Source organism: Neobacillus camarae (genome assembly GCF_054950115.1).
Genome location: NZ_JBUCKX010000002.1, coordinates 1 through 18,890, shown reverse-complemented (window position 1 = coordinate 18,890; position 18,890 = coordinate 1). Strand labels below are relative to the sequence as shown.

18 protein-coding genes are annotated in these 18,890 nt (G+C 43.7%); all 18 read left to right on the top strand.

Annotated elements, in window-relative coordinates; translation table 11 throughout:
• The first annotated feature begins 7 nt into the window (after nucleotides 1-7).
• The 18 genes from ACY8D0_RS07865 to lysS all read left to right on the top strand — a co-directional run bounded on the left by ACY8D0_RS07865 (nucleotide 8) and on the right by lysS (nucleotide 18,841).
• Complete coding sequence (locus ACY8D0_RS07865) at nucleotides 8-397, top strand: FtsB family cell division protein (protein ID WP_462409989.1); 390 nt, start codon at nucleotides 8-10, stop codon at nucleotides 395-397.
• 86 nt (nucleotides 398-483) lie between these two features.
• The gene (locus tag ACY8D0_RS07860) at nucleotides 484-915 is read left to right on the top strand and encodes a S1 domain-containing RNA-binding protein (protein ID WP_462409988.1); all 432 of its coding nucleotides are present in this window, start codon (nucleotides 484-486) and stop codon (nucleotides 913-915) included.
• A gap of 549 nt (nucleotides 916-1,464) precedes the next feature.
• The gene (spoIIE, locus tag ACY8D0_RS07855; protein WP_462409987.1) at nucleotides 1,465-3,936 is read left to right on the top strand and encodes a stage II sporulation protein E; all 2,472 of its coding nucleotides are present in this window, start codon (nucleotides 1,465-1,467) and stop codon (nucleotides 3,934-3,936) included.
• A 96-nt stretch (nucleotides 3,937-4,032) separates the two neighbouring features.
• On the top strand, nucleotides 4,033-4,770 hold the full coding sequence (locus tag ACY8D0_RS07850; protein ID WP_462409986.1) for a vWA domain-containing protein: 738 nt from the start codon (nucleotides 4,033-4,035) through the stop codon (nucleotides 4,768-4,770).
• Nucleotides 4,739-5,779 (top strand): protein kinase domain-containing protein, encoded by a 1,041-nt coding sequence (locus tag ACY8D0_RS07845; RefSeq protein WP_462411316.1) that lies wholly within the window; start codon nucleotides 4,739-4,741, stop codon nucleotides 5,777-5,779. Before ACY8D0_RS07850 ends, ACY8D0_RS07845 begins: the two co-directional genes overlap by 32 nt.
• 145 nt (nucleotides 5,780-5,924) lie before the next feature.
• Nucleotides 5,925-7,352 (top strand): tRNA lysidine(34) synthetase TilS, encoded by a 1,428-nt coding sequence (tilS, locus tag ACY8D0_RS07840; RefSeq protein ID WP_462409985.1) that lies wholly within the window; start codon nucleotides 5,925-5,927, stop codon nucleotides 7,350-7,352.
• Nucleotides 7,336-7,881 (top strand): hypoxanthine phosphoribosyltransferase, encoded by a 546-nt coding sequence (gene hpt, locus ACY8D0_RS07835; RefSeq protein WP_462411315.1) that lies wholly within the window; start codon nucleotides 7,336-7,338, stop codon nucleotides 7,879-7,881. Before tilS ends, hpt begins: the two co-directional genes overlap by 17 nt.
• A 139-nt stretch (nucleotides 7,882-8,020) precedes the next feature.
• Nucleotides 8,021-9,976 carry an ATP-dependent zinc metalloprotease FtsH gene (gene ftsH, locus ACY8D0_RS07830; protein ID WP_462409984.1) on the top strand — a complete coding sequence of 652 codons (1,956 nt, stop codon included), beginning with the start codon at nucleotides 8,021-8,023 and terminating at the stop codon, nucleotides 9,974-9,976.
• A gap of 106 nt (nucleotides 9,977-10,082) precedes the next feature.
• Complete coding sequence (locus ACY8D0_RS07825) at nucleotides 10,083-10,883, top strand: type III pantothenate kinase (protein WP_462409983.1); 801 nt, start codon at nucleotides 10,083-10,085, stop codon at nucleotides 10,881-10,883.
• 2 nt (nucleotides 10,884-10,885) lie between these two features.
• On the top strand, nucleotides 10,886-11,764 hold the full coding sequence (gene hslO, locus ACY8D0_RS07820; RefSeq protein WP_462409982.1) for an Hsp33 family molecular chaperone HslO: 879 nt from the start codon (nucleotides 10,886-10,888) through the stop codon (nucleotides 11,762-11,764).
• A 24-nt stretch (nucleotides 11,765-11,788) separates the two neighbouring features.
• Nucleotides 11,789-12,688, top strand: coding sequence for a peptidyl-prolyl cis-trans isomerase (locus tag ACY8D0_RS07815; RefSeq protein ID WP_462409981.1), 900 nt, complete (start codon nucleotides 11,789-11,791; stop codon nucleotides 12,686-12,688).
• A gap of 228 nt (nucleotides 12,689-12,916) precedes the next feature.
• A complete protein-coding gene (gene cysK, locus ACY8D0_RS07810; RefSeq protein ID WP_462409980.1) occupies nucleotides 12,917-13,846 on the top strand; it encodes a cysteine synthase A in 930 nt (309 codons plus the stop codon).
• A 398-nt stretch (nucleotides 13,847-14,244) separates the two neighbouring features.
• Nucleotides 14,245-15,087 carry a dihydropteroate synthase gene (folP, locus tag ACY8D0_RS07805; protein ID WP_462409979.1) on the top strand — a complete coding sequence of 281 codons (843 nt, stop codon included), beginning with the start codon at nucleotides 14,245-14,247 and terminating at the stop codon, nucleotides 15,085-15,087.
• A complete protein-coding gene (folB, locus tag ACY8D0_RS07800; RefSeq protein WP_462409978.1) occupies nucleotides 15,080-15,439 on the top strand; it encodes a dihydroneopterin aldolase in 360 nt (119 codons plus the stop codon). The genes folP and folB overlap by 8 nt, the downstream gene beginning before the upstream one ends.
• A gap of 2 nt (nucleotides 15,440-15,441) precedes the next feature.
• The gene (gene folK, locus ACY8D0_RS07795; RefSeq protein ID WP_462409977.1) at nucleotides 15,442-15,963 is read left to right on the top strand and encodes a 2-amino-4-hydroxy-6-hydroxymethyldihydropteridine diphosphokinase; all 522 of its coding nucleotides are present in this window, start codon (nucleotides 15,442-15,444) and stop codon (nucleotides 15,961-15,963) included.
• On the top strand, nucleotides 15,915-16,124 hold the full coding sequence (locus ACY8D0_RS07790) for a helix-turn-helix domain-containing protein (RefSeq protein ID WP_462409976.1): 210 nt from the start codon (nucleotides 15,915-15,917) through the stop codon (nucleotides 16,122-16,124). Before folK ends, ACY8D0_RS07790 begins: the two co-directional genes overlap by 49 nt.
• Before the next feature lie 21 nt (nucleotides 16,125-16,145).
• Nucleotides 16,146-17,153 (top strand): tRNA dihydrouridine synthase DusB, encoded by a 1,008-nt coding sequence (gene dusB, locus ACY8D0_RS07785; protein ID WP_462409975.1) that lies wholly within the window; start codon nucleotides 16,146-16,148, stop codon nucleotides 17,151-17,153.
• Between the two features lie 203 nt (nucleotides 17,154-17,356).
• Entirely contained in the window at nucleotides 17,357-18,841 is a 1,485-nt protein-coding gene (gene lysS / locus ACY8D0_RS07780; protein WP_462409974.1) for a lysine--tRNA ligase, read from the top strand.
• Nucleotides 18,842-18,890 lie beyond the last annotated feature (49 nt).

The following is an 18,890-nucleotide window of genomic DNA, read 5'->3' as shown; positions in this document are numbered from 1 at the left end:
AGGATAAATGGGAGCTGAACGACGAACTGTATCCAAAATGGAGACAGACTATGCCAAGCAGCAGGAATATGCGGAAATTGCCTCAGCCAGAAAAAGAAAGCTGTTAATCAGAAGGCTTTCCCTGTTTTTTGTTATTGCCAGCGTACTATCGTACTTGATGATCTCCAGTTACCTTTCCCAAACAGCCAAGTTTGAAGTGAAGGTTGCCCAAAAGGAAAAGCTCTCCCGTGAGCTTGCCGATTTAAAAAAACAGCAGGCGATATTAAAGGAAGACATCGTCAAATTAAATGATGATGATTATATCGCGAAGCTTGCCAGAAAGGAATACTTTTTCTCCGACCAAAATGAAATTATTTTCAGTATTCCAGATGATAAGAAGGAAAAAACAACCAAATAGCCGTGTTATTGACACTTAATTTTCCCATTCTGTATAATATATAGTAAGTATGATTTTTTATATTTCTAAGGAGGAACGTTTTTTTTATGTCAATTGAAGTAGGCAGCAAGTTACAAGGAAAGGTAACAGGAATTACTAATTTTGGAGCGTTTGTGGAGCTGCCGGATGGTTCAACGGGACTCGTCCACATTAGTGAGGTTGCGGACAATTATGTAAAGGACATCAATGATCATTTAAAAGTCGGTGATCAAGTAGAGGTTAAAGTCCTTAACGTCGAGAATGATGGAAAGATTGGACTATCCATAAAAAAGGCAAAGGATAGACCCGAATCAGAACAACGAAAACATTCCCATTCACAACGTCCGCGTCAAGGAAGGGCAAATGACCGTAATAATAATAAGCCAGAAACTTTCGAATCGAAAATGGCTCGTTTCCTAAAGGATAGCGAAGATCGTTTATCTTCCTTGAAGAGAAATACGGAGTCGAAGCGCGGCGGAAGAGGTGCTAGACGAGGTTAACTTGCTGCTATTATTTATATGGATAACGCAAGGATTACTTGGTTTTAATAGATGAAAGACAAGTCTTTAGGACTTGTCTTTTTTTGTTAAAAGATAAGAAAGTATAAAACTTTTGACCTTGTGAATGGGCTAGCTCCAGCGCCCTACGATAAGTCAAGCACGAATGCGCCTTCTGCTCCTGCGCCAAAGATTATTCAAGGAAGCGGCTGTTCAGCTCGTCGCAAAGCCGATGAAGCCTATTCAGTTAGTTGCTTGGGGAGCATAAGCATCGCAGGAACAAAAAGCGTTAGCTTTTTGGAGGAGGCCTGTCGTGCGCTGATTAGGGCGCTTGCGCTTTTCTTATTCCCGGCAGGAAACATACAAAATAGCTTAAAACATGCCAATATCATTTGATTGTCCCGGCGGCAATTCGGGATAGTTCTGATTATTTGAATAAATATAGAGGATTCAGTCGAATGATTTTCACTCCCGCGTTCACTAATTTGACAAACTTTTAAATCTAGCAAATTTATAATAGTTGTCAATAGATACAAGATGGGGAGTGTGAACATGGAAAAGGTAGAACAAAGTCTGATTGAACCTATTAGCGATGTTAATCTTCAATCATCGAAACCGGATTTCAGCAAGGGCTTGAAAAAAGTTCAATCGCTGCTGGAAACCTTTTTTATTAAAAAAGGGGTCTTGTTGTTAATGGTTGGATTCCTGCTTGGACGAGCCTTGATTCTCGCAAAGCTTACTCCGTTTAGTCTGCCCTTTTTTGCCTCTGTCTATCTGATCAAAAGAGATAAGGCACCGCTTGCCTTAATTGGATTAATTTCTGGTGCGGTAACACTGTCACTTGCAAATGCCGCGTTTACTTTTATCGTATGTTTCGGTTTTATGCTCATCTATCAAATCAGCAAGAAATGGCTGGTTAATGGAATGAGAACGTTGCCATACCTGGTGGGTGCAGTATTAGGAGTCAGCAAGTTAGTGGAGGCTATGATTCTATCGGAACAATTGACACTATATGACGGGATGATGGCCGGTGTCCAAGCAAGTCTTGCTTTTATCCTGACGATGATTTTTCTGCAAAGCATCCCTTTGGTCACGTTTCATAAGCGAAGGCAATTACTAAAAACAGAAGAGATTGTTTGCATTATCATTTTGCTGGCATCGATTTTGACAGGAACGATTGGCTGGAAAATTGAAGACCTATCGCTTGAACATATTATGTCACGATATTTGGTGCTAGTCTTCGCGTTTATTGGCGGTGCGACAATTGGCTCGACGGTGGGAGTGGTCACCGGGCTAATCTTCAGCCTTGCAAGTGTGTCCAATTTTTATCAAATGAGTTTGCTGGCTTTTTCAGGGGTATTGGGGGGGTTGATGAAGGAAGGGAGAAAAATCGGGGTTTCCATCGGTTTGATGATCGCGACACTATTGATCGGAATGTATGGAGAAGGTGGCGGATCCTTAAAAATGGCCGTAATGGAATCCGGAGCAGCTATTCTTCTGTTTCTCTTGACGCCTCAGGCTCTTACTTCCCGATTGGCCAAATATATTCCAGGTACCCCTGAGTACACGGCGGAACAGCAAAAATTCATGCGGAAAATGCGCGATGTGACCGCCCAGCGGGTCTCGCAATTCTCGAATGTATTCCATGCCTTATCCAAGAGCTTTTCCCAAATCGACAGTGAACCTGTGGAAAATGAATCGGAACGGGAAATGGATTACTTTATGAGCCATGTCACCGAACGGACGTGCCAAACCTGTTTTAAAAAGGAACAATGCTGGGCGAAGAACTTCCATACAACCTATGCTTGCATGGAGGAAATTATTCATGAAATGGACCGGAATGATGGGAACATTTCCTTGAGGCTGACCAGGGAATGGGAAAAACTCTGTTCAAGGCCGAAAAAGGTATATGAAACGATTGGGCAGGAATTAACTTTTTATCAAGCCAATCAAAAATTAAAGAAAAAGGTTCAAGAAAGCAGGAAACTGGTTGCCGACCAGTTATTGGGCGTTTCGGAAGTGATGAATAACTTTGCCGAGGAAATCCAGCGTGAGCGGGAAAACTATTATAAACAGGAAGAACAAGTCATGGAAGCTCTCCAAGGCTTTGGAATCCATATAGAGAATGTAGAGATTTATAGTTTGGAACCGGGAAACGTCGACATTGAAATGGCCGTTCCGTTTTGTCACGGCCGTGGTGAATGCGAGAAACTAATTGCCCCAATGCTCTCGGATATAGTGGGGGAAACGATCATTGTCAAACATGAGGAATGCGCCAAATACCCCAATGGATTTTGCCATGCCGTTTTCCGTTCCTCCAAGGCCTATGTTGTGGAAACGGGTATTGCCCACGCCGCAAAGGATGGCGGATTGGTGTCCGGTGACAGCCATTCCACCATTGAATTGGGCTTGGGAAAGTTGGCCATTGCCATAAGTGATGGCATGGGGAATGGGGAACGTGCCCATTATGAAAGTGAAGAGACCTTGCTTCTATTACAAAAAATCCTGCAAACAGGGATTGAAGAAAAAATTGCGATAAAATCCATTAATTCTATCCTCTCATTACGGACTACAGATGAGATATTTTCTACATTGGACTTGGCTATGATTGACCTGAAAAATGCCGCAGCGAAATTCCTCAAAATTGGATCCACTCCTAGCTTTATTAAACGTGGAAAGAAAATTATTAAGATTTCCGCCAGCAATTTGCCAATGGGGATTCTCCAGGAATTTGAAGTGGATGTGGTGAGCGAACAACTAAAAGCAGGTGATTTATTAATTATGATGAGCGACGGGGTCTTTGAGGGACCTAAACATGTGGAAAATTATGATTTATGGATGAAACGAAAACTGATTGAGTTGGAAACGGATGACCCGCAGGAAGTGGCGGATTTGATCTTGGAGGAAGTTATAAGATCAATGTCGGATATCATTCATGATGATATGACCGTCATGGTCGCAAAAATCAAGCACAATACCCCCAAATGGGCGAGTATCCCCGTGCAGAAAAGGCGCAGGGCATAAAGGCTTAATTTGCACCGCTTGCCGGCTGTTTATGTATAAATACCTTTCATTCCGTCGAAAATGGTACCAATACAACGGATGTGGAGGGAGAAAAATATGAATACCGGGAAGATAAGGCAAGTTTTATTGATAACCGATGGCTGTTCCAATCAGGGTGAGGATCCAATTGCCATGGCCGCTCTTGCCAGAGAGCAAGGGATTACCGTGAATGTCATTGGAGTGATGGAGCATGACGTCATAGATGAAAAAGGAATGACCGAAATTGAAGGAATCGCCATGTCGGGCGGAGGAGTCAGCCAGATTGTCTATGCCCAGCAGCTCTCACAGACCGTCCAAATGGTGACCCGCAAAGCAATGAACCAGACGATACAAGGAGTCGTCAATCGTGAGCTGCAGCAAATTCTCGGCCGTTCGCAATCGATGGAAGACCTGCCGCCGGAAAAACGGGGCGAAGTGATGGAGGTTGTCGATGAACTCGGGGAAACTGTCGAATTGGAGGTGTTGGTTCTTGTCGATACAAGCGCCAGCATGAAGCACAAGCTTCCGACAGTAAAGGAGGCCCTGTTGGACCTTTCCCTTAGTTTAAATGCCAGGACCGGGGGAAATCAGTTTTCTGTTTATGCATTTCCCGGGAAAAGAAATGATGTCGAAATATTGCTGGACTGGACGCCAAATCTACAATCTTTGACAAGTGTGTTTTCCAAACTGTCGACTGGAGGAATCACCCCAACGGGTCCGGCAATTCGCGCCGCCCTGTCGTCCTTTAATGAAAAGCGAAGTGTAAGGAGCTTGCTGTCAGATGATGATGAATCATTCTTTGAAGAGTCGGTATAAAATAAAGCCGGGTACGGTTGTGGCCGGAAAATGGCATCACAACCAGTATACAATGGTTAAGGAACTTGGATATGGAGCCAATGGGGTGGTCTACCTTGTAAAGTACGGCAGCCGTCAAGCCGCATTAAAAATGAGCGATAATAGTATGTCTATCACGTCGGAGGTAAACGTACTAAAATCCTTTGCAAAGGTCCAGGGGTCTTCCCTTGGGCCTTCTTTGCTTGATGTGGACGATTGGCAAACCGGCACCGAAAAGTTTTCTTTTTATGTAATGGAATATCTTCAAGGCCCCGACTTGCTTTCATTCCTCCAGCAGAAAGGAAAGTCGTGGCTGCCTGTAGTGTTCTTGCAGCTGTTAAATGACCTGGCCCAACTCCATGAAAACGGCTGGGTATTCGGCGATTTAAAACCGGAAAACTTAATTGTCACTGGCCCCCCTCCCGCTGTAAGATGTATTGATGTTGGCGGGACGACCATTCAGGGCAGGGCCATAAAAGAGTTTACCGAGTTTTATGACCGCGGTTACTGGGGGCTCGGCTCACGCAAAGCTGAACCCTCATATGACCTGTTCGCTTGTGCCATGATCATGATAAATACGGCTTATCCGAATCGGTTTGCCAAACAAAAAGGGGGAATGGCACAATTAACAGAGGCCCTCAGGCAAAAGCAGGAATTGCACCCATATGAGAAAGTCATCACACGAGCTTTAGAGGGGCGTTACCTTTCGGCTAAGCAAATGAGACAGGATTTGCTGCAGATAATAACAAAACGGGAAACAGCGGGGCAGCCTGCCACCTCTGGCGCAAGTGCCCGTCCTGGCGGAGGCGCCAACAGCCCGCGCGGTACGGGTGTAAATCAAAAGCCGAATCGGCCTGGCACAGCAAGCCAGCCCCCCAGCAGGCAAGCTTACCGTAAAAAAAAGAAAAAAGGCAACTGGAAGGAAACCTTCATTATCGCGGCTGTCCTGGGGCTAATCTATGGCGGGTATATTTTTTTGAAATTACTTTAAAAATGTTGAAACTTATTTTCCTATAAATCGTATAGTAGAACACAATAATAACCGGGCTTTGAAAATTGGCCTGGGGGTAAAATAACACCATTTGTCTGAATGGAGTAACGTAATTGGAAAATTTATTAGAAAGAGTGCATCTTAAATGTTAGAAGCAAAGGTCAGGTCTTTTCTTAGACGTCATTTATTTGCGCTTGAAAACAGTAAAGTGGTAGTTGGGGTGTCAGGAGGACCGGATTCTTTGGCACTGCTGCATTATTTTATCAAACAGAGGGAAATATGGAACCTCGAGATTGTGGCGGCTCATGTTGACCATATGTTTCGCGGCCAGGAGTCCTTCGAGGATGCCATCTTTGTCAAAAGTTTTTGTGCGGAACACGGGGTTGTTTTTGAAATGATTCAGGTAAATGTTCCGCAAATCATGGAGGCGGAGGGGAAAAGTGCCGAGACAGCAGCAAGGGAAGTCCGGTATCAATTTTACCGGCAGGTGATGGAGAAATACCACTGCTCCTATTTGGCGCTTGGCCATCATGGTGATGATCAGATGGAAACTGTATTGATGAGGCTAACCAGGGGCAGCACTGGGCTGGCGCGGGCAGGAATCCCGTTTTCCCGGCCGTTTGCCGGGGGCTTGCTATTCCGCCCGTTTTTATGTTTAACCAAAGCAGAAATAGAGGATTATTGCCTGCGGCATCACTTGACCCCAAGAATCGACCCAAGCAATTTGGAAGCTGTTTATACCAGGAACCGGTTTCGGCATCACGTTATTCCGTTTCTAAAGAAGGAAAACCCGCATGTCCATGATAATTTTCAACGGTTCAGCGAAGATTTGCAGGCTGATGAAAAATATCTTCAGGAATTAACTGTCCAACAATTGAATACAGTAATGAAAAACAGGCAAGAACAGCAAATTATCATTGATATAGAACGTTTTTCTGCAATGCCTTCTCCTTTACAAAGGCGAGGGATTCAACTAATATTAAACTATCTTTATAAAGAATCTGCAGGTGATCTTTCTGCTGTACATATCGACGATGTTTTTTACTTAATCCGGCATGGCGGGCCATCGGGGAGACTGGATTTGCCCAAAGGCTTAATCGTTAGCCGATCATACAGCGAATTATCCTTTCGGTTTAGGACAGAAAAGTCCGAAGAGTATTGTTTTGAAATAGACGGACCTGGAACGGTGTCTCTGCCAAATGGATCAACGATTCATATAAAGCCGGGAAACGGAATACCTCCCGCCACACGCTCTCATTCAGCATTGTTTCATTCAGACTCTGTAAATTGGCCGCTGATCATTCGAACTCGAAAAAATGGGGACCGAATGACGTTAAAAGGAATGAAAGGGTCAAAAAAGTTAAAAGATATCTTTATTGACCAAAAGATTCCGCTTCATGACCGGGATACATGGCCTGTCATTACGGACAAAGATAACTGCATTCTTTGGCTTCCAGGCCTGAAAAAGTCTTCATATGAAGGATTGGAAACAGCATCACGACCATATATACAACTCACTTATGAGAAGGAATCAACTTCTAGGGGGACATTTAATGATGAACCAGGACATTGAAAAGGTTTTAGTTTCAGAAGAAGAAATACAACAAAAGATAAAGGAGTTGGCCGCTCAGTTAACGGAAGAGTATCATGACCGCTTCCCGCTTGCAATAGGTGTCCTTAAAGGGGCCATGCCGTTTATGGCGGATTTGTTAAAGCGGATGGATTGTTATCTGGAAATGGATTTTATGGATGTTTCCAGCTACGGAAATGCCATGGTTTCTACAGGGGAAGTAAAAATCCTCAAAGACTTGGATACGTCAGTGGAAGGAAGAGATATTTTAATCATTGAAGACATTATCGACAGCGGTTTAACTTTAAGCTATTTGGTCGATTTGTTTCATTACCGGAAAGCGAAATCGATTAAAATTGTTACCTTGCTTGATAAGCCTACTGGAAGGAAGAGCCTAATCAAAGCGGATCATGTCGGCTTTATCGTGCCCGATGAGTTCGTGGTCGGCTATGGGCTGGATTATATGGAGAAGTACCGAAACCTTCCATATATTGGTGTTCTTAAGCCGGAAGTATACAGCAATAATATTTAAGCCATAGCTATAAACAAGAAGTTTTTTAAGCATTTTGGAGACATTTCTTAAGTTATTGCAGTAAGAGCAATTCCTTGAATTAACAAGATTTTCTATGATACTATTTAGTATAGTTTGTTTAAGTGGGAGGAGGTAAGAGATGAATCGGATCTTCCGTAATACCATCTTTTATTTATTGATATTTTTAGTCATTATTGGTGTTGTAAGTTTCTTTAACGGAAGTAATGAAGCTACTGATCATATTAATTATGATGAGTTCATTGCCCATTTGGAAAACAATGAAGTCGATACATTTTCAATGCAGCCAGATCGGGGCGTTTTTGAAGTCCGCGGTCAACTCGATAAAGATGTTGAAAGTGGTAAAAAGTTTATCACATATGTTCCAAACAGTGAACAAATCATTGAACGTATTAACCAATCGGATTCAAAAGTGGAAATCATGCCTGCAAAAGAAACTAGCGGCTGGGTTACTTTCTTCACATCCATTATTCCGTTTGTGATTATTTTTATATTATTTTTCTTCCTGATGAACCAAGCTCAAGGCGGCGGCAGCCGGGTCATGAACTTCGGCAAATCCAAAGCAAAACTCTATAACGATGATAAGAAAAAAGTTCGTTTTAGAGATGTAGCAGGTGCAGACGAAGAAAAAGCCGAACTAGTCGAGGTTGTTGAGTTCTTAAAAGACCCGCGCAAATTCTCTGAACTAGGGGCGCGGATTCCAAAAGGTGTCCTGCTTGTGGGACCTCCAGGAACAGGTAAAACCTTGCTTGCCCGTGCAGTTGCTGGTGAGGCAGGCGTTCCATTCTTCTCCATCAGCGGTTCCGATTTCGTGGAAATGTTTGTTGGTGTTGGTGCATCCCGTGTCCGTGATTTATTTGAAAATGCCAAGAAAAATGCTCCGTGTATCATCTTTATAGATGAGATTGACGCCGTTGGACGTCAGCGTGGGGCAGGTTTAGGCGGCGGTCATGATGAGCGTGAGCAAACCTTAAACCAATTGTTAGTTGAAATGGATGGCTTCGGAGCCAATGAAGGAATAATTATTATTGCGGCTACTAACCGTCCGGATATTTTAGATCCAGCGTTATTGCGTCCAGGCCGTTTTGACCGCCAGATTACGGTTGACCGTCCGGATGTCAATGGCCGTGAGGCAGTACTTAGAGTACACGCCCGCAACAAACCTTTGGATGAAACAGTTAACCTAAAAAATATTGCAATGCGTACACCAGGCTTCTCAGGCGCTGATTTGGAGAACCTATTGAATGAAGCAGCATTAGTTGCCGCAAGACAAAATAAGAAGAAAATTGAAATGGTTGATATTGATGAAGCAACCGACCGCGTTATTGCAGGGCCTGCTAAAAAGAGCCGGGTCATCTCTGAAAAAGAGCGAAGAATTGTGGCATTCCACGAAGGCGGTCACACCGTCATTGGCCTCATTCTTGATGAGGCGGACATGGTGCATAAAGTGACCATCGTACCGCGAGGCCAAGCAGGCGGTTATGCGGTAATGCTTCCGAGGGAAGACCGTTATTTCATGACCAAACCGGAATTGCTTGACAAGATTGTCGGCTTGCTCGGCGGACGTGTGGCGGAGGAAATTGTATTTGGCGAGGTTAGTACCGGTGCCCACAATGACTTCCAACGGGCTACTGGAATTGCCCGCAGAATGGTTACCGAATTTGGTATGAGTGAGAAACTTGGACCGCTCCAGTTTGGCCAAAATCAAGGCGGCCAAGTATTCTTAGGACGTGACCTTCATAACGAGCAAAACTATTCGGATGCCATTGCGTATGAAATTGACCTTGAAATCCAGCGGATCATAAAAGAGTCTTATGAAAGATGTAAAAAGATTCTTACCGAAAACCGTGAAAAACTAGATTTAATCGCCAAGACCTTGTTGGAAGTGGAGACATTGAATGCGGAGCAAATCCATTATTTGGTTGAAAAAGGCCATCTTCCAGAAAACCCAGCAGAGCTTGAAACGGTTAAATTAGATATTAAAAAAGATGATGATGTAAAAGTGACAATCAAGAAAAAGGATGAAGAGGAAAAATCTATTTTGGACCTCCCACCTGAAGATATCGATTATAAATAAAATGAGGGTGCTTCTTAATGAAGCACTCTTTTTTTTCATCCGCACCTATAGTATGGTATTATGTTGCCATGTGCAGAAGAATATATCGTAAAAGTGAGTGATAGATGTGATTTTCGTAATTGATGTAGGGAATACCAATATTGTCCTTGGGGTGTATGAAGGGGAGCTTTTGAAACATCATTGGCGGGTAGAGACGAACCGCCACCGGACTGAAGATGAGTTTGGCATGAATGTCAAATCACTGTTTGACTTCTCCGGGTTATCCTTTTCCGATATTGACGGGATTATTATTTCCTCGGTGGTTCCGCCCATCATGTTCGCATTGGAAAGAATGTGCCAGAAGTACTTTCATATTAAACCGTTGGTTGTTGGCCCAGGTATCAAGACCGGATTAAACATAAAATATGATAATCCAAAAGAGGTGGGAGCGGACCGGATCGTCAATGCGGTTGCGGCTATTCACGAGTACGGCAGTCCGCTGATTATCGTGGATTTTGGCACGGCTACCACGTATTGCTATATTAATGATGACCGGCAGTACTTGGGTGGCGCAATCGCACCAGGTATCGGGATTTCAACGGAAGCGCTCTACTCCCGGGCCGCTAAATTGCCACGGATTGAAATCGCCCGTCCTGAAGGCGGCGTGATTGGCAAAAATACTGTGTCTGCCATGCAAGCGGGCATTCTTTACGGCTACGTTGGACAAGTTGAGGGCATCGTGAAAAGAATGATTGAACAAAGCAAAAAGAAGCCATCCGTCATTGCCACAGGGGGCCTGTCCAGCTTAATTGCACAAGAATCAACTGTGATTGATGTCGTGGATCCGTTTTTAACATTAAAAGGTTTGCAGCTTATCTATACCCGGAACATGGATACGCTAAAGAGTAGCAACGAGAAAGGGGTATAAGAATGAAGGATTACTTAGTGAAGGCACTTGCTTTTAATGGGAGCATCAGGGCTTATGCAACCTGTACAACCGAGACAGTAAGTGAGGCGCAACGGCGCCACCAGACATGGCGGACCGCATCAGCGGCACTTGGCCGCACGATGACCGCGGGGGTCATGATGGGGGCCATGCTGAAAGGGGACGAAAAGTTAACGATTAAAATCAACGGAGGCGGACCACTTGGGGCCATTATTGTCGACAGTAACGCCAAAGGTGAGGTCCGTGGTTATGTGGGCAACCCTCAAGTTGATTTTGAACATAATGAACATGGCAAGTTGGATGTTCGCCGCGCGGTCGGAACCGACGGATTATTGGCGGTTGTTAAGGATATCGGCCTTCGTGACTTCTTTTCCGGCCAGGTTCCGCTTGTATCAGGGGAGTTAGGGGAAGATTTCACTTATTACTTTGCGGTCTCAGAGCAAACACCATCATCTGTAGGTGTGGGGGTACTGGTTAATCCGGATGATACGATTTTGGCGGCTGGAGGGTTTATTTTACAAATCATGCCGGGAACTGATGATGAGGTTATCAACCGATTGGAAGAAAAATTAAAAGCCATTCCGCCTGTCTCCAAACTAATTGAACAAGGTTTAAGCCCTGAACAAATATTGGAGAGATTGTTTGATAAGGAAAATGTAAAAATCATAGAGACCATGCCCGTAAGTTTCCAATGTACCTGTTCTAAAGAACGGTTCGCGGATGCCATCATTGGGCTAGGTGCCGGAGAAATCTCGGCCATGATTGAAGAAGACGGACAGGCAGAGGCCCATTGTCACTTCTGTAATGAAAAATACTTGTTCACCAAGGAAGAATTAGAAAAGCTAAAGGAAGAGGCAAAATAACATTTTCCGGTGGAGGAGAAAAGTTTGGGGAAGAAGCAGCTTTTGATGGTAATTGCCGGGCTCGTTGTGCTCAATTGTTTGACCGTTACCTTTTTTCTCTCCAGAGAGACAGATGCTTCCGGGACCGCGGCGGGCAATGAGGCTGTGGCGACCATAGGCGGCCAGAAGATCACAAGACAGGATTGGCTTCACGAGCTTGAAACCAAATATGGAAAAGATGTATTAAAGGATATGGTAGACCAAAAGGTAGTTCAGGAATTGGCTGAAAAATATCATATTACGGTTGCTGATTCAGAAGTCAACCGTGAATATCGGCTGCTTCAGGCAACCAATGATTCCTTTAACCAAAAAAATTATCCTTCCGAAAAAAAGTGGAAGGAGCAAATCAAAAACAGTTTGCTCCTCGAAGAAATACTAACCAAAGATGCGATTGTCACTGAAAAAGAGATAAAAAGTTATTATGAGAAAAATAAAGACTTATATAATGTGCCCGAAGCCTTTCATCTGTCGCATATTGTGGTAAAGACTAAGCAAGAGGCAGAGAAGACTATCAGGGAATTGAAACAGGGGTCGAGCTTCTCGGCATTAGCCATGGAGCGTTCCATCGATGAATTTTCTGCAAATGAAGGCGGGGATATAGGTTATATTACAAAGGATGACGAGCTCTATCCCGGCAGCTATATTGCGACAACAAAGAAGTTGAAAAAAGGCGGCTATGGCGGGCCAATCAAAACCGACCAAGGTTACGCAATAGTAAAATTGGAAGGGAAAATGAGCGGCAAGACGTATTCTTTTAAAGATGTAAAAAACCAGATTCGCCGGCAAATCGCCCTTGAACAGATGAATTCCCCCGCTTCGGCAGATACCCTCTGGGATGCAGCCAAAGTGGACTGGTTTTACGGCAATGCAAAAGACGAACAATAAACACAGGTTTGATTTCTGTGTTTTTCTTTTGGTTAGGTTAATGGTTCCTGTTGTTATTTAAAAAGAGCGGCTTTCACCGCAATCAGCAGCCAAATTTAACAAGGATTTTCTTTTTGAAATTTTTTCAAATTATTTAGGAAATCTGATACAAATAGATTGACAAAACAAGGGGAAAACTGATAAATTCTATATAAATCCAATAAAAATACTCGGAATAGAGGTGCCATTATGGTTCGTGTTGCAAATTCAGTTACCGAATTAATCGGTCAAACACCAATTGTTAAATTAAACAGGATAGTAGATGAAAACAGCGCAGAAGTTTATTTAAAGCTAGAGTATTTTAACCCTGGCAGCAGTGTAAAAGACCGGATCGGTTTAGCAATGATCGAAGCAGCTGAAGAGAAAGGTCTCATCAAGCCGGGCGAAAGCACGATTATTGAGCCTACCAGCGGCAATACCGGAATCGGTCTTGCAATGGTTGCAGCAGCTAAAGGTTATAAAGCTGTATTCGTGATGCCAGAAACAATGAGCTTAGAAAGACGTAACCTATTGCGTGCCTATGGTGCAGAGCTTGTCTTGACACCAGGTCCAGAAGGAATGAAAGGTGCCATTGCTAAGGCAGAATCGCTGGCTTCAGAAAACGGCTATTTTATGCCACAGCAATTCAAAAATGAAGCTAACCCAGAAGTTCACCGCAGAACGACTGGTAAAGAGATTGCCGAGCAAATGGATGGCCTAGATGCATTTGTTTCAGGAATTGGTACAGGTGGAACAATCTCCGGTGCGGGAAGTGTTCTCCGCGAAAAATTCCCTAATGTTAGAATTTATGCAATTGAACCTAAAGATTCACCTGTTCTTTCAGGCGGCAAACCAGGTCCTCACAAATTGCAAGGTTTAGGTGCAGGATTCGTTCCTGATACACTTAATACCAATATTTACGATGAAGTGATTCAAGTTTCAACAGAAGAAGCTTTCGAAGCTTCCCGCCGTGCGGCAAGAGAAGAAGGCATACTAGGCGGAATTTCTTCAGGGGCTGCTATTTCTGCTGCATTAAAGGTTGCAAAGGAACTTGGTAAAGGCAAAAAAGTACTTGCTATCATTCCAGATAACGGCGAACGTTATCTAAGTACTCCACTTTACCAATACGATGCTGAATAATACACACAAAAGGTCCTGGCTCCCGCCGGGCCTTTTTTAGTGGATAAGTATAAAATTTTTGAACTTTAGAATGGTCTAGCTCCAGCGCCCTAGCGACGTGACGCCTTCGGTCTCCACCCTACGATAAGTCAAGCACGAATGCGCTTCGCCCTTCGTGTTTCCTTTATCCTGTTCAACGGGCAGTAGATTCTCAACTGCCCGTAAGAACCCGATTGGTTCAACTAACAATCAACGAGTAAAACGCTCGCTGAATGAAGTTTCACCTTATCTCAGTTGGAGCTCTCTAGGTTTGTCGTGCGCTGAACAGGGCGCTTGCGCTTTTCTTATGTGCAAATTAGGAAAACCAATCGATTTTCCTGTATGATAAGAGAGATGAACTTTGCATAGGGGGGTAACCAATGAAACAGGCTCAAGAACAAATCCGCTGCGGCCCGTATGCTTTAAATTATATGAATAAAACCATTATCATGGGAATCCTAAACGTCACCCCGGATTCCTTTTCAGATGGGGGAAACTACGACCAAATGGATAAAGCCATTGAGCATGCGAAACAAATGGTGGCAGACGGAGCCGATATGATTGACATTGGCGGGGAATCGACACGGCCAGGCTATACGAGAATCTCCGATGAAGAGGAAATTGAGCGGATTGTACCGGTGATTGAAGAACTGAAAAAGCATGTTCACGTTCCTTTATCGATTGATACATATAAGTCTGAAGTGGCGAAACAGGCTATTAAAGCTGGTGCCCATATCATTAATGACATCTGGGGGGCCAAGGCTGATGATAAAATGGCTTCCGTCGCCGCTGAGCTTGATGTTCCCATTATCTTAATGCATAATAGGCGCGACCAACATTATGGTCAATTTGTCCGGGATGTACTGAACGACATTTACGAAAGTATTGCGTTAGTAAAAAAAGCCGGGGTAAAAGATGAAAATATTATTCTGGATCCGGGTATCGGGTTTGCCAAGAACTATCAAGAAAATCTGCTCATGATGCGAAATTTGGACAAGCTTGTTATGCTCGGCTATCCGGTGCTGTTGGCCGTTTCCCGTAAACGAATGATTGGCGAGGCTTTGGATCTGCCGGTAACAGAACGAATGGAAGGTACCGGGGCCACAATATGTTATGGCATTCAAAAAGGCTGTCAGATGGTCCGGGTGCACGATGTCAAGGAAATGAGCCGGATGGCCAGAATGATGGATACCTTAATGGGGAAAGGTGAATCAATTGGATAAAATCTATGTGTCAGGAATGCAATTTTACGGCTATCATGGTGTTTTTCCTGAAGAGAACGTTCTCGGACAGCGGTTTAATGTCGACTTGACCGTCTCGACAGATTTAAAAAAAGCAGGAGAAACTGATGACTTGAAACATTCCGTTAATTACGGTGAACTTTATCAACTATGCAAGGAAGTTGTGGAAGGGAAACCCAGAAAATTAGTGGAAGCGGTGGCGGAAGCGATTGCCTCCGGTGTCCTTGAGAGGTTTCACCCGGTGTCAGAAGTAACCGTTAAAGTCATCAAACCTGACCCGCCAATCCCAGGCCACTACAACTTTGTAGCGGTAGAAATTACAAGGAGGAGATAAAAGTGTCAAACACAGCATTTATTGCACTTGGCTCAAATGTTGGAACCCGTTATGAGAATATGACGAGTGCCATTCGCCATCTGACAGGCAATAAGGAAATTCGGCTGGTAAATTACTCCTCTGTATACGAAACCGACCCGGTTGGCTACGAAGACCAGGATTTATTTTTAAACATGGTTATCAAGGTAACCACCGACTTGAATCCGTTTGAATTGCTTGACCGGTGTCTTTTAATAGAAACAGAACTTGGAAGAAAAAGGGCAATAAGATGGGGTCCAAGGACGATTGACCTTGACATTCTCCTTTATAACCAAGAAAATATTGAATCGGAGAAGCTGATTGTTCCACACCCGCGAATGCTCGAACGGGCATTTGTGATGGTGCCATTATTGGAGTTAAATCCTGATTTACGGATGTTCGAAAAAGAACAGCTTACACCATGGTTTATTACATTACCTAAAGAAGGAGTCCGAATATGGAAGCGGAAAAATGGGGGAGACGTATCCGAGCTTATCGGAAACTAAAGGGGTATACCCAAGAAGGCTTTTCAAAAAAACTAGGTGTATCAGTTTCCATTTTAGGAGAAATTGAGAGAGGAAACCGACTTCCTGGAGAAGATTTGCTAAGTAAAATAGCTTCGTGCTTAAATATAAGTCTTGATGATTTAACACCTAAAGATAACTAACAAAAGATGGGAGGGTAATCATTGTTAAAAATCGGGAATATCGAAATGAAAAATCCGGTGGTTTTAGCGCCGATGGCCGGTGTTTGCAACTCTGCATTCCGTTTGACGGTAAAGGAGTTCGGGGCAGGACTGGTTTGTGCCGAAATGGTCAGTGACAAAGGGATTGTTTTCAAAAACGAAAAGACGATGAACATGCTCTATATAGATGAGCGTGAAAAACCGCTAAGCTTGCAAATTTTCGGCGGTGAAAAGAAAACCCTTGTTGAGGCAGCTAAATTTGTGGATCAAAATACGAACGCCGATATTATTGATATCAACATGGGCTGCCCAGTTCCAAAAATCATAAAATGTGATGCAGGCGCAAAATGGCTGCTGGACCCTAATAAAATTTATGAAATGGTGTCCGCGGTAGTGGATGCAGTGGAAAAGCCGGTTACCGTTAAAATGCGTATGGGCTGGGATGAAGACCATATATATGCCGTCCGGAATGCCCAAGCCGTTGAACGTGCCGGAGGAAAGGCTGTGTCCCTCCATGGCCGCACACGCGTCCAAATGTATGAAGGAACGGCCAATTGGGATATTATTAAGGAAGTGAAACAATCCATCGACATTCCGGTTATCGGCAACGGAGATGTGAAGACACCACAGGATGCAAAAAGAATGCTTGATGAAACCGGTGTTGACGGTGTTATGATCGGCCGGGCAGCGCTTGGAGATCCATGGATGATTTACCGCACTGTTCAATACCTAGAAACCGGAAAACTGATGGGTGAACAGCCTGTGCGCGAAAAAATTGATGTTTGCATCCTTCATTTAGACCGCCTGATTGCCCTTAAAAATGAGCATATTGCTGTTCGGGAAATGCGAAAGCATGCCGCTTGGTACTTAAAGGGAATCCGGGGCAATGCAAATGCACGCAATGCGGTTAACGAATGTATTACCCGTGATCAATTGGTCGGGGTCTTAAATGATCTAGTGGCTGATGTGGAAGCAAGAGAATTAGACCATGATCAAGCGATTGTTGGTTAATCTCCGCAATTTGACAGCGAATTGCCTAATACCTATAATGACTTTAGGAATGAAACTGCCAGAGGAAAACTGGCAGTTTTATTTATTTCAACATTTTTGATGTCTATACATTTGATTTTGTGTAAAATAATATAGTATGTGAAAAAATGTCCACGCGGAATCACTGGCGATTACATATTTAGAAATATTGGAGTTGATTAAACATGAGTCAGGAAGAATTAAATGACCAATTAATGGTCAGACGCGAAAAAATGGCAGAAATGAGAGAGAGTGGCATTGACCCATTTGGAAAGCGTTATGAGCGGACCCATACCGCAAATGATGTACAAGGACAATACGGCAGTTTAGAACAAGAAGAGCTTGAAGGAAAAACAGATTCTGTCCGCCTTGCGGGCCGTATTATGACCAAACGTGGAAAAGGAAAAGCAGGATTTGCGCATATTCAAGATTTAACAGGACAAATCCAAATTTATGTCAGACAGGATGCAGTCGGTGAAGAGGCCTACCAAATTTTTAATTCTGCTGATTTAGGCGATCTTGTTGGAGTTGAGGGAACGGTTTTTAGAACAAAAATGGGTGAACTTTCAATCAAAGTAAAAGAATTTACTTTCCTGACAAAGGCCCTTCGTCCGTTACCCGATAAGTTCCACGGCTTAAAGGATATTGAGCAGCGTTACCGTCAGCGTTACCTCGATCTTATCATGAGCCAGGAAAGCAGGGAAACCTTTATTACCCGCAGTAAAATCATTCAAGCTATGCGGCGATATTTGGATGAGAAAGGATACCTGGAAGTCGAAACACCAATGATGCACGCGATTGCAGGGGGAGCGGCAGCCCGTCCGTTCATCACACATCATAATGCATTGGATATTCCGTTATACATGCGGATTGCTATCGAGCTTCATTTAAAACGATTGATTGTCGGCGGCTTGGAGAAGGTTTATGAAATCGGCCGTGTTTTCAGAAATGAAGGAGTATCTACCCGCCATAACCCTGAATTTACAATGATCGAGCTATACGAAGCCTATGCTGATTTCCGTGATATTATGAGTCTAACCGAAAATCTGATTGCCCACATTGCCCAAGAGGTATTGGGCACAACAAAGATTAATTATGGGGACTATGAAGTAGACCTGACACCTCAGTGGAAGAGACTTCATATGGTCGATGCCATAAAAGAGTACACAGGAGCCGATTTCTGGAAGGAAATGAGCGTGGAAGAAGCGCGTGCCCTGGCAAAAGAACATGGTGTGGAAATTACCGAACACATGCAATATGGTCATATTGTAAATGAGTTCTTCGAACAAAAGGTAGAGGAAAAACTGATACAGCCAACCTTTATTTATGGACATCCAGTAGAAATTTCACCTCTTGCCAAGAAAAATGAAGAAGACCCAAGATTCACCGATCGCTTTGAGCTGTTCATCGTAGCCCGCGAACACGCCAATGCGTTTACAGAATTAAATGACCCGATTGACCAGCGGGAACGTTTTGAAGCACAGTTAAAAGAACGCGAGCAAGGCAATGATGAAGCCCACCTGATGGATGAAGATTTCGTTGAGGCGTTAGAATACGGTATGCCGCCTACAGGCGGACTAGGAATTGGTGTTGACCGATTGGTTATGCTGCTAACTAATTCTCCATCTATCCGAGATGTGTTGTTATTCCCGCTTATGCGCCATCGTTAACAAAAAGCGCCGACTATGTTCGGCGCTTTTTTACATAGTAAATTTCAGT

Bases quoted from the DNA above. Each gene is read 5' to 3' on its own strand.
- ACY8D0_RS07865 (WP_462409989.1), top strand. From the start codon at position 8: ATGGGAGCTGAACGACGAACTGTATCCAAAATGGAGACAGACTATGCC.
- ACY8D0_RS07860 (WP_462409988.1), top strand. From the start codon at position 484: ATGTCAATTGAAGTAGGCAGCAAGTTACAAGGAAAGGTAACAGGAATT.
- spoIIE (WP_462409987.1), top strand. From the start codon at position 1,465: ATGGAAAAGGTAGAACAAAGTCTGATTGAACCTATTAGCGATGTTAAT.
- ACY8D0_RS07850 (WP_462409986.1), top strand. From the start codon at position 4,033: ATGAATACCGGGAAGATAAGGCAAGTTTTATTGATAACCGATGGCTGT.
- ACY8D0_RS07845 (WP_462411316.1), top strand. From the start codon at position 4,739: ATGATGAATCATTCTTTGAAGAGTCGGTATAAAATAAAGCCGGGTACG.
- tilS (WP_462409985.1), top strand. From the start codon at position 5,925: ATGTTAGAAGCAAAGGTCAGGTCTTTTCTTAGACGTCATTTATTTGCG.
- hpt (WP_462411315.1), top strand. From the start codon at position 7,336: ATGAACCAGGACATTGAAAAGGTTTTAGTTTCAGAAGAAGAAATACAA.
- ftsH (WP_462409984.1), top strand. From the start codon at position 8,021: ATGAATCGGATCTTCCGTAATACCATCTTTTATTTATTGATATTTTTA.
- hslO (WP_462409982.1), top strand. From the start codon at position 10,886: ATGAAGGATTACTTAGTGAAGGCACTTGCTTTTAATGGGAGCATCAGG.
- cysK (WP_462409980.1), top strand. From the start codon at position 12,917: ATGGTTCGTGTTGCAAATTCAGTTACCGAATTAATCGGTCAAACACCA.
- folP (WP_462409979.1), top strand. From the start codon at position 14,245: ATGAAACAGGCTCAAGAACAAATCCGCTGCGGCCCGTATGCTTTAAAT.
- ACY8D0_RS07790 (WP_462409976.1), top strand. From the start codon at position 15,915: ATGGAAGCGGAAAAATGGGGGAGACGTATCCGAGCTTATCGGAAACTA.
- lysS (WP_462409974.1), top strand. From the start codon at position 17,357: ATGAGTCAGGAAGAATTAAATGACCAATTAATGGTCAGACGCGAAAAA.